7 protein-coding genes, 2 tRNA genes and 1 riboswitch are annotated in these 8,457 nt (G+C 62.9%); of the genes, 1 reads left to right on the top strand and 8 read right to left on the bottom strand.

What is annotated here, in order from left to right:
• Positions 1–1,364: chemotaxis protein CheB (locus VFW93_RS11015; RefSeq protein ID WP_329694040.1), on the bottom strand; the 1,364-nt coding region annotated here is incomplete at its 3' end.
• Positions 1,365–1,590: 226 nt separating this feature from the next.
• Here VFW93_RS11015 and VFW93_RS11010 point away from each other — a divergent pair.
• Positions 1,591–2,847, top strand: a complete 1,257-nt coding sequence (locus VFW93_RS11010) for an ATP-binding protein (protein ID WP_329694039.1) — start codon at positions 1,591–1,593, stop codon at positions 2,845–2,847.
• 13 nt (positions 2,848–2,860) lie between these two features.
• On the opposite strand, the gene VFW93_RS11005 is transcribed toward VFW93_RS11010, so the two are convergent.
• The 7 genes from VFW93_RS11005 to VFW93_RS10975 form a co-directional block, all read right to left on the bottom strand.
• Positions 2,861–2,936, bottom strand: a tRNA-Asn gene (locus tag VFW93_RS11005).
• Between the two features lie 51 nt (positions 2,937–2,987).
• A tRNA-Asn gene (locus VFW93_RS11000) sits at positions 2,988–3,063 on the bottom strand.
• A gap of 123 nt (positions 3,064–3,186) precedes the next feature.
• Positions 3,187–5,466 (bottom strand): TonB-dependent siderophore receptor, encoded by a 2,280-nt coding sequence (locus VFW93_RS10995; RefSeq protein ID WP_329694038.1) that lies wholly within the window; start codon positions 5,464–5,466, stop codon positions 3,187–3,189.
• A gap of 8 nt (positions 5,467–5,474) precedes the next feature.
• A riboswitch (TPP riboswitch) is annotated at positions 5,475–5,586 on the bottom strand.
• A gap of 5 nt (positions 5,587–5,591) precedes the next feature.
• Positions 5,592–6,665, bottom strand: a complete 1,074-nt coding sequence (locus VFW93_RS10990) for an NAD(P)/FAD-dependent oxidoreductase (protein ID WP_329694037.1) — start codon at positions 6,663–6,665, stop codon at positions 5,592–5,594.
• A 26-nt stretch (positions 6,666–6,691) separates the two neighbouring features.
• Complete coding sequence (gene fdxA, locus VFW93_RS10985) at positions 6,692–7,015, bottom strand: ferredoxin FdxA (RefSeq protein WP_290672603.1); 324 nt, start codon at positions 7,013–7,015, stop codon at positions 6,692–6,694.
• A gap of 62 nt (positions 7,016–7,077) precedes the next feature.
• A complete protein-coding gene (gene cobA / locus VFW93_RS10980; protein WP_329694036.1) occupies positions 7,078–7,905 on the bottom strand; it encodes a uroporphyrinogen-III C-methyltransferase in 828 nt (275 codons plus the stop codon).
• A gap of 11 nt (positions 7,906–7,916) precedes the next feature.
• A partial coding sequence (locus VFW93_RS10975) for an elongation factor 1-alpha C-terminal domain-related protein (RefSeq protein ID WP_414639651.1) occupies positions 7,917–8,457 on the bottom strand: 541 nt, incomplete at its 5' end.

Below are 8,457 nucleotides of genomic sequence, written 5' to 3'. Positions count from 1 at the left end.
ACCAGAACCGCACCGGGCTTGAGGCTGTAGTGAAACAAGGGCATCAGGCGATGCTGCAGTTCGGTGTTGAAGTAGATCAGCACATTGCGGCAGGACAGCAGATCCAGCCTGGTGAAGGGGGGATCCAGAATCACGTCGTGCTGGGCAAACAGCACCGTGTCACGAATGGCCTTGCTGATCTGGTAAGCCCCGTCCTGTCTGGTGAAGAAGCGTGCCAATCGCTCAGCGGGCATGTCTGCCATGGCCTTGTCGGGGTACAGGCCTTTGCGGGCTACCGCAATGGCATCGGCACTCAGGTCGGTGGCGAAGATCTGCAGGGACCATGTCTCGGCGTCTGGCATGTGGTCCAGTACCTCGTGGAAGGCCATGGCCAGCGTGTAGGCCTCTTCACCTGTAGAGCAGCCGACGACCCACGCTCGTATCTGTCGAGCCTGTGAACGTCGTGCCAGCAATTCGGGGATGACCTTGTCCTGAAGCACCTGCCAGACGGGCGCATCGCGAAAGAAGCTGGTCACGCCGATCAGCATTTCGGCAAACAGGAGGTCGCGTTCCTGCGGGTTGTCTTCGAGATAGGCGGTGTATTCGTCAATATGGCCGAGGTTGTGTGCGGCCATGCGCCGCTCGATTCGCCGAAGCAGGGTGCTGGTCTTGTAGAGGGACAGGTCGTGTTTGCTGTGTTGGCGCAGCAAGGCCAGGATGCGCGCCAGTGACGAGGCGTGTTCGATGTCCGACAGGGGGCCGGCCGCCTTGTTGGCGCGCATCTGGCCGGATTGCGCCAGTATGCGCATGGGCATCTCGGCGGGCTCGGCGATGATGTCCACGCAGCCTGACTGGATGGCGCTGCGGGGCATCGAGTCGAATTGCGCCGACTCGGGCGTCTGGGCCAGCGTCAGGCCACCTTGCGCCTTGATGGTTTGCAAGCCTTGGGTGCCATCAGCGCCCATGCCGGACAACACCACGCCGATGGCGCGCGATTGCAGATCCTGGGCCAGTGAATTCAAGAGCACGTCGATGGGCAGGCGCAAGCCTCTGGGCTCTTCCGCGTGTCCGGTGTACAGCCGGCCTTGTTTGACCGTCAGCTCGCAGTCTGGCGCGATCACATAGACCGTGTCGGGCGCCAGGGCCTGATCGTTGCGAGCTTCGATGACGGGCAAAGTTGTCACGCGTTGTAAAAGGGCGCTCAGCATGGTCTTGTGCGTGGGTGCCATGTGCTGAACGATCACATAGGCCATGCCGCTGTTGATCGGCACGGCAGCCACAAAGGCCTCCAGGGCCTCCAGCCCCCCCGCTGAGGCACCTACGGCCACAACGCGAGGTGCTGTGCGATCTGGATTGGGCGGTGTCTGGTGACTGGCGTTGGGCATTCCGAAGTATGCAGGGCTTCTGCGCTTTCCGCGCTGTTCGCTAACGAACGGACGGCAAAGCTTCGCTCGCATACGGTGTCGAGCATTCAAGCTCGGGGAACGCATGACTCCACCTGTCCAACGGGGCGCTGTCGAAAGGGCCTTGCGAGAAGCGGCTGAGGCAAGATTCGCTCAGACGCCCAACATCCATACACCGGCGTCATTGGCGTCGGATGCTTTGGCACTCATGCATGAATTGCAGGTGCATCAAATTGAACTGGAGATGAGCAATGAGGCCCTGCGGGTCTATCAGCATGAACTGGAGGCCTCCCGGGATCGCTATCAGGATCTTTACGATCGTGCGCCAGTGGGCTACCTGACGATCAATGATCTCGGGGAGGTCACGCGCATCAACTTGACGGGGGCCAAGTTGCTGCAGGTCGACAGAGACAGTCTTGCCTCGCGGCCTTTCCTGTCATTGGTGGCACCGGAGGAGCAGGCCCGATGGGTCGGCAGTTTGACGCGTCTCACACAAGCCTCGCAAGCTGATGGTGCCGACTTCACCTTGATGCGGGTGGATGGTTCGCGTCTGCCTGCGCGCCTCGATTGCCTGAGCCAGCTGTCCGTGCACGGGCGCATGGAAGTGCGGGTTGCCGTGACGGATCAGACCGAGCACAAGCGCGCAGAAGCCTTGTTGCTCCAATACCGTCTGCACCTGGAGGATCTGGTGGTAGCGCGCACGGATGAACTGCGCAAGGCGATGGATACGGCCGAATCGGGCAGCCGGGCCAAGACCGAGTTCCTCGCCAACATCAGCCACGAGATCCGCACGCCGCTCAACGCCATCCTCGGATTCTCCAGCCTGATGCGTCAATCCAATCCCAGCCCTGTACAAGGTCAGCGCCTGAGCATCATTGTGGATGCGGCTCATCAGTTGATGGCGATGATGGACGACGTGCTGGACATCGCCAGCATCGAGTCGGGCGAACTGGTCTTGCGTGAGTCACGATTTTCCTTGCAGCTTGTGCTGGACGAGGTGCGATCAGGCGTCGTGGAGCGCGCGAAAGCGAAGGGGCTGAGCGTTGAGGTCGAGCCTGTCGCATGTCCGGTCTGGGTCTGGGGTGATGTGGACCGTGTTCGTCAGGCCCTGCAGAAATACGTCGCCAATGCGGTCGCGTTTACCGTGCACGGTGGCATTCGCCTCCGCGTGCGCCTGATCGAGACCAGCCTGGACGACGCGCTGTGGCGTTTCGAGGTGCAGGACACGGGTGTGGGCATCGCGCCGGAACGAATTGCGAGCCTGTTTCAGCCTTTCGAGCAGGGGGACAACTCCAGCACGCGTGCTCACGGCGGTGCGGGGCTGGGGCTGGCCATTGCGCGCAAACTGGCAGGCTTGATGGGCGGCGAGGCGGGGGCAGAGAGTGTGCCGGGTGTGGGCAGCACCTTCTGGTTCACGGCCAGATTGAACAAGTCGCCGCAAGAAAAAAGCCCCAGCATGTGCTGAGGCTTTTGATATCTGGCTCCCCGACCTGGGCTCGAACCAGGGACCTACGGATTAACAGTCCGGCGCTCTACCGACTGAGCTATCGGGGATCAAACGATGTCGGGCTTTGCAAATCGGCAAGCAAAGCCGTCTTGAATTTTTGGCTCCCCGACCTGGGCTCGAACCAGGGACCTACGGATTAACAGTCCGGCGCTCTACCGACTGAGCTATCGGGGAACAGATTCTGTCCATACTTGCGTCGTGGACATCAGCTGAGAATGCGACTATAGCATGGTTTTGCAAGCTGGCCGGCTGCGTTGTGTGTTTTCGTCAGTCGGCCAGGGCGTGCAATTTGTCGCGTCAGAAGTCGATTTGAGCCGATGCGGTGACGGTGCGGCTTGGCATCGGGAACAGGTAGATCGCGCCAAACGGGTTGGGCGATTCGCGCCAGGCGCGGGTGTCCAACAGGTTGGTGACACCCAGGCGCCAGGTGACGGTCTGGCTCGCCAGGGCTTGCGTGGCGCGCAGGCCCACGTCCACACGTGTCCAGGCTGGCAGTCGGATCGTGTTGTCAGGGTCCACCCAGCGGCGTCCTTCGTGGACCACGTCAAGCTGCAGCGTCAGGGGTAGAGGCGTTGCCCAGGCATAGGCGCCTGAGAGCTTCAGGGTGTGCGCCGGGACGTTGACCGGGCTCTTGTCGTTGATGAAGTCCTGGGCACTGCCATGGCGCTTGGCGTCCAGCACCATGCCACTGCCGCCCAGGCTCCACGCGCCCATGCGGCCCTGCCAGTAGCCTTCGATACCCTGGTGTGTGGACAGTCCGTCGGGTACGTAGGTGTAGCTGATGAAGTCAGCTTCAGGGCGCTTGACGTGGAACCAGTTGACACCCCATTGCTGAACAGCCTTGTCCAGGGTGTATTGGCCCTTGATCCCCAGCTCCCACTGGCGGCTCTTCATCGTGGGCAGGATGGCGCCTGGGTTGTTGTAGCCCATGCCGTAGGGCGCGGCTTTCAGTTCGATGCCTTCACCCCAACTGGCATAGGCGCGCGTTTGTGGTGCGAACGTGTAGGCCAGTGCTGCCCACGGTGTCGCCAGCGACCGGTCATCTGCCACAGGTGACTCCGAACCTCCGGTAGGGCTGCTTTCGCGATGCAACTGGGTGTAGCGCACGCCGATCCAGGCTTGCGTCTCCCGACTGAAGGTCAGCGCGTCTTGCAGGCGCCACTCGGTGCTCTGCTCACGGCGATTGGACACCTCGAAGCCAGGCACTGGTGCCGGGCTGACGGGCGTGTATGGGGCAGACAGGTTGCTGGTTTCCGGCACCTTGTTGTAGGCCTGCGTGGACAGGCCCGATCGGAACAAGGATCGCAACACGCCAACGGTCAGATCGTGTTGGATGCCGCCGGTTTGTACGCGGCCTTGCACCTCGGCCAGCACGGATCTGGTCAGCCGCAGTTCATTGTCGGATCGGAAGTCGTAGAGGTCGAAGTCGCCGTTGGCACAGTAGACCGCCAGATTCTTGGTGCCATAGAGGCAGCTATAGCCGTCGCCGCTGAGAGGAAAGGCCGCTCGGTCATCGGATTTCAAGCGCTGCTCGCCCAAGGTGATCGTGCTTTTCCAGCCTTGGCCGAGGTTGCTGCGCAGGCGAATGGTGCCTGTGTCGCCTTGCATTTGTACAGGCTGAGTCCACCACTGGTTGTTGAAGTTGAGGCTCGGGTCGATGTCATGCGCCGATGGCAATTGATCGCCCAACAGGCTGAAGCCCGGCACGCTGGGTTGGCTCATGTAGCTGTGTTCGAACTCGGCTTCCATGGTGTGGGCAGGCGTCAACTGGCGGTCCACGGCCAAGGCGATCAGTTGCCGATGCCCACGCGTGTTGTCCACGTGCGTGGCCAGACGCTCTGCCGCTGCATTCACGCGCACGCCCCATTCGGCACGCTCGCCAAAGCGGTCGCCGAGGTCCACGCTGGTCAGGAGATCACCTGCATCGGTCAGGGCCACATTGGCCGTGCGAACGCGTCGATCAGGCCGCTTGACCACCAGATTGACCAGACCACCCGGTGCGCTCACGCCCGCCTGCATGCCACTGGTGCCCTTGAGCAACTCGACGCTGGCCTTGTTGTCCATGGGCAGCCGGGTTTCCGCATTGATAGGCAGGCCTTCACGTCGGTAGTTGTAGGCGTTGTCCAGCGTGAAGCCGCGGATGGTCAGGTAGTCCCAGTAGCCGATCGTGTTGTACGAGTCGGTGGTGCTGGCGTCCAGCTTGGTGAGGTCGGCCAGGCGTGTGGCCTGCGCATCCTTGAAGGTGTCCTCGCTGAAGCTTTGTGCCTGCACGGGCTGTTGCCAGGCAGGGCCATCGCCCAGGCCGGCGATGCTGGCGCGCGCCTGGCGTTTGGCTGGCGCTGTCACGTTGACCGATGGCAGGGTGCGCTCGTCATCGCTGCTTTGGGCCTGTGCGGCATCTTGTGCTAGCAGAACCAGCACCGCCAGTGCCAGCGGCGACAGCTTGTTGAGCGCCTTCGTGGCGCGGTAAATAGAATCTTGACGGTGCATCTCGAACAACTCCAGCACGATGACAACGGGCAAGGCGTGTTCGGGCGGGAGGCTGTTCGCAGCGCAGGCAGGGCTCATGGCGGGCATGAGTGCAGTGCGTGATGCAGACGCTTCCCTACGCGAGCACGACCTCGGTCAGGTTCAAAGGGACTCTCTCAGCGCAGCAAGCTCGTTGGCAACGAACCGCCCGCACCCCTAGCGATGGTGGGATTCTACTTGGCTACGCCCAGGCGCTGGTGCAACAGCGGGCTGGTGGTGGTGTAGAGCAGGTGTTGCGGTGCATCCGGGTTGAGCGCGGCGGCTGCGTGGTGGGCAGCCAGCGTCGCTTCATGGAAGCCGCACAGCAGCAGGCGCTTCTTGCCGGGGTAGACGTTGATGTCGCCCACGGCATACAGGCCGGGAATGCTGCTCTCGAAACTGGCGGTGTTCACGGCCACCTGTTTGCGCTCCAGCGCCATGCCCCAGTTGCTCAAGGGGCCCAGCTTGGGGCTCATCCCCAGGCGGATCAGCAGATGGTCCAGAGGCTGGCTTCGTGTCTGCCCATCAGTACCCAGAATCTGCAGGCTGGTGACCAGGCCATCATCCACGGTGGCTTCGGTGGGCATGCCCACGATCAGGTTGATCTCACCTGCGGCCATCAAGTCGCGTACGGCCGCATCCAGGTCTGCTTCTGCCTGAAATTGGTCGCGGCGATGCAACAGGCTCAAGCGGGCAGGGCGTTGCGCCAGATCCGGGTGGCGGGCGATGCTCAATGCGGCCGACAAGGCCTCGTCACCGCCGCCGTGGATGATCAGGTGTTGACCAGCCCAGGGTGCGGTGGTGCCGCTCGCTTCATGCAGGAAGTGGTGCACATTGCCAGCCTCGGCCAGGCCCGGCAGATTCAGTGTGCGTGGCACAAAGGCGCCGGCACCCGCCGCGATGAACACGGCGCGCGCCTGTATCAGCAGGCCCTTGTCTGTCTCGATCTGGAAACCGCCATCAGCGCACGCGCGCAGCTCGGACACCATGTGACCAAGATGCAGGTTGCGTGAGGGGGCGTCAGGGGCATCGGCCGGCATGAAGGGCATGGCCTGGACGAGCAATTGCTGCGTCAGCTCACGCCCGGTGCACAAGGGCACGCCGGGGATGTCGTAAATCGGCTTGTCGGGGTACAGCGCGATGCACTGGCCCCCGGCTTGCGGCAACACGTCAATGATCTCGGCCTTGAGGCCCAGCAGGCCCAACTGGAAGACCTGAAAGAGGCCGACAGGGCCGGCCCCGATGACCAGGGCGTCTGTGTGGATCATCGAGCGTGCCGCCTGGGAGACGGCAATCAGCGGATCAGTTGATCCAGCTTGCCCGTCTTGTCCTTCCACTCGTCAGCTTCAGGCAGCGGCTCCTTGCGCTTGGTGATGCTGGGCCAGGACTTGGCCAGATCGGCGTTGATCTGGATGTACTGCTGTTGGTTGCCGGGCACGTCCTCTTCAGGAACGATGGCGTTGACCGGGCACTCGGGGATACAGACCGCGCAGTCGATGCACTCATCGGGATCGATGACGAGGAAATTGGGACCTTCGCGGAAGCAGTCCACCGGGCACACGTCCACACAGTCCGTGTATTTGCAGCGGATGCAGGCTTCGGTGACGACGTGGGTCATGTCTAGTCTCTTGTGTCGGTTAAAGATGAATAGGGCGAGATTTTACGGGCATGGCTTGCGCTTTAGCCTGTCGTAAGGTCTCTTCCTTCGCCACAAATGGCGATATGGGTCAAAGGTTCTTCAGGAAGATCGGTGGCGCCAGCGCCCACCATCACCAGGGTCGGCCTGCCGGCATGAACCGAACTGGCGTCGCCCAGGGTGCCCACGGTGTGCGTGGTGTGACGCATGTCGGGCCAGCCAGCACGGGAGACCACGCTGACCGTGGTGTCTGCAGGCCACCCTGCATCGAGCAAGCCTTTGGACAGCGGCGCGAGCTGACGCCCGGCCATGTAGAACACTTCCGTGTCCGCACGTTGCCCGGGGCCCATGCCGCATTGCAGGTCACCCGTGCGGGTCATGGCCGTGGTGAAACTGACACTGCGACCTGTGCCACGGCGTGTCAATGGGCGCTTGGTGGCGGCAGCCGCAGCCAGGGCCGAGGTCACGCCTGGCACCACTTCGCTGTCGATGCCAGCTTCACGCAAGGCGTGCAGCTCTTCTTCCAGTCGGCCAAAGAGGCTGGGGTCACCGCCCTTGAGGCGTGCCACCAGGCCACGTTCGCCATGAATGGCGCCCACGGCCAGAGATTGCTCCACCAGCAACTGGTTGATGCGCGTCTGGCCGTTGAAGTCGCTGCCTTCCTTGCCGGAAAAGCCCCGTTTGCCCACGTCGATCCAGGTTGCCTGCGGCGCCAGATCGCGCAGAGAGGCATCCGCCAGGGCGTCGAACAGCACCACCTGCGCCTGCGCCAGCAAACGGCTGCCACGCACGGTGATCAGGTCGGCCTCGCCGGGGCCGGCCCCGATGAAGACGACCTTGGCGGTCACGAGTGAACAGGGCTTGTCGGCCATGCTGATGCCTCTCAGGCAGCCTTGACCAGCAGCGCGCCGCTGGTACGGTTGGTCGTGGGGTCCACCACGATCAAGGCGCCACCAATGCGGTTGTCCAGGTAAGGCTCCACCGGCAGGGGCTGCTGCGTCTGGATCTGCACGCGACCGATTTCGTTGACGGCCAGCTCGCCAGCGTCACGGTCTTCCAGCGTGTGGATGTCCAGACGGTTGTCGATCGAGGTGATTCGCGCCTGCACCCAGCGGTTGCCATGGCGCACCCAGTACTTGCGACCCACCACGGCGGGTTCAGTGTCCAGCCAGGCCAGGGTGGCCGTGAAGCTGTCCGTGGGCTTGATGCTGCCTGGCGAGTGGATCCAGTCGCCGCGCGAGATATCGACCTGGCGGTCCAGCACGATGCCGGCCGACTGGCCTGCTTCGCACGAATCGACCACCAGCGCCGAATGGCGCACTTCGGCCACGATGGCGGTTTCGCCGCTCGGGAAGATCTGCACTTCGTCGCCAGCCTTGACCGCGCCGTGGGCAATGCGGCCCCAGAAAGCACGGTACTGGTGG

This window comes from Aquabacterium sp. (assembly GCF_036279675.1).
Taxonomy (GTDB): Bacteria; Pseudomonadota; Gammaproteobacteria; order Burkholderiales; family Burkholderiaceae_C; genus Aquabacterium.
Note: the sequence above shows the minus strand (reverse complement) of the source record. Positions and strands in the feature narration are given on the sequence as shown.

Excerpts from the sequence above, each read along its gene's own strand:
- fdxA (WP_290672603.1), bottom strand. The coding sequence starts at position 7,015 with ATGACCCACGTCGTCACCGAAGCCTGCATCCGCTGCAAATACACGGAC.
- VFW93_RS10995 (WP_329694038.1), bottom strand. The coding sequence starts at position 5,466 with ATGCCCGCCATGAGCCCTGCCTGCGCTGCGAACAGCCTCCCGCCCGAA.
- VFW93_RS11010 (WP_329694039.1), top strand. The coding sequence starts at position 1,591 with ATGCATGAATTGCAGGTGCATCAAATTGAACTGGAGATGAGCAATGAG.
- VFW93_RS10990 (WP_329694037.1), bottom strand. The coding sequence starts at position 6,665 with ATGATCCACACAGACGCCCTGGTCATCGGGGCCGGCCCTGTCGGCCTC.
- cobA (WP_329694036.1), bottom strand. The coding sequence starts at position 7,905 with ATGGCCGACAAGCCCTGTTCACTCGTGACCGCCAAGGTCGTCTTCATC.